Raw genomic sequence first — 1,547 nt, forward strand, 5'->3', positions numbered from 1 at the left:
ATCTTTCGAGTCACATTTAAGTGGTGCTCTCATTGGCTTCATACTGGCTTTCCGGCTCAGGTGGCTTGATCCAGCTGCTCCGCGTAAACAGTACAGCTGGGAACAGGAGGAGGATGAAGGCGATGATGACGATGATAGGACTGATCAGCCGTAGTCTTAAGTCAGAGTTGAATAGTTATCGAGCGTAGGAATCTGGATTATGCCGCAGATATCGGCTTGATGTTAAACTTGTCTTATGACAGCCCATGTGGATTGGCCATCCAGCATGGTATACGTTTTTGAGCGCATTCAACGGACGCCAACAAGTGTTGGACCTACAAATTGGAAAAATTCCACACCATTCTTACCACACCGTAACGAGCGGATAGAAATGTATAAACTACTTGCTTCTAACTTAATACACCGCTTTGTAAGAGCTTGCCTGATAGGTATCCTGACTACGATAACAGTAGCCTGTTACAGCACGTCGAAGGCTAACAAGACTACAGGTGCGGAGCGTTTTTCCAGCATTTATCAAAGCTTGAGTCTTGTTCATTTCAGTCCAGACTATCCTGCCCACCCACAGGCTTTCAGTCATTGTGCTAACAACAACAAGGAAGGTTGCTTTCGGGTTATTGAGCGCGTGAAAGACGCAGTATCTTCACTAAAGGTGCCTGGCAATGAAGTAGCATTGGAAAGCACCATCAACGGGATAGTCAGTTACTGTATTAATACTGAAAGTCGGAACCATCCCAAAGTTCAGCTATGTGAGGGCGCATTAACATCGATCTATTTATTCAACGATAATGACGATGACAGCGCATTGCTAAATGCATTCAAAAAGCTGAGTAAAGAGCAAAACGCCCGGATCTTTGATGGAAACCAGGAGTGGTATTACAATAGAAAAAATGTCACGCCCTGGATAGATCATGTCAAGGATGTGCTTGAAGACAGTGCATTGGAGTTACAGCTTTGGCGATTCAGCCAAAAAAATGTAAAACCATTCGGTTTGATGTATTTGGAATCATCGATACCTTCTGGTGAAAATTTAACGTATTAGGGCCTGTTAAGGAATTTTACCCCTATCTTCAAAAAAGGTTCCTGAGTTAATTGGGGAGCCTTTTGATTGCCCTGCAATAGCAGAATTTAATATCTCTCAATAAATGCTGTTTTGCAAGGGTGGGGAAAAGAGATCAACTCTGGGGGCCGGCCTTGTCTTTTACAGGCGGGCAAGACGTCCTGCCATAGCATCTATCTCGTCCATATATCGTTTAAAATCGGGCGAATTGGGTGGACTATAATTCAGGTTTTTGAACAGACCGGTAAAGCGGGTGAAATAATCTCGTGCCTCATCCTTGTCACTGAAATCATAACTGCGCTCAACCAGTTCATAGATCTTACCGAAACATAGCTGTTGTCGCTCCAGCGATGTTGAGGCATCAATCTCGTCGAAGGCGTCCTGCTGCAGATAGACCATGTCCAGGAACAGCGCCTTTTGATAGGTGACATAGTCTTCTAGCGTCACGCCTTCGATACCGGTTACCTGCATCATCTGTAATACCGAGTCA

General features: G+C 44.6%; 1 protein-coding gene and 1 pseudogene. One reads left to right on the forward strand and one right to left on the reverse strand.

What is annotated here, in order from left to right:
- Positions 1-370 precede the first annotated feature (370 nt).
- Positions 371-1,039, forward strand: coding sequence for a hypothetical protein (locus ACQY6I_RS19725; RefSeq protein WP_428243226.1), 669 nt, complete (start codon positions 371-373; stop codon positions 1,037-1,039).
- 159 nt (positions 1,040-1,198) lie between these two features.
- Here the strand turns inward: ACQY6I_RS19725 and ACQY6I_RS19730 are convergent.
- Positions 1,199-1,547: pseudogene (locus ACQY6I_RS19730) on the reverse strand (V-type ATP synthase subunit A); the annotation flags it as partial.

The sequence above is a fragment of the Gynuella sp. genome, assembly GCF_050297175.1.
Taxonomy (GTDB): domain Bacteria; phylum Pseudomonadota; class Gammaproteobacteria; order Pseudomonadales; family Natronospirillaceae; genus Gynuella.

Coding starts and splice junctions, on each gene's coding strand:
- ACQY6I_RS19725 (WP_428243226.1), top strand. CDS start 371: ATGTATAAACTACTTGCTTCTAACTTAATACACCGCTTTGTAAGAGCT.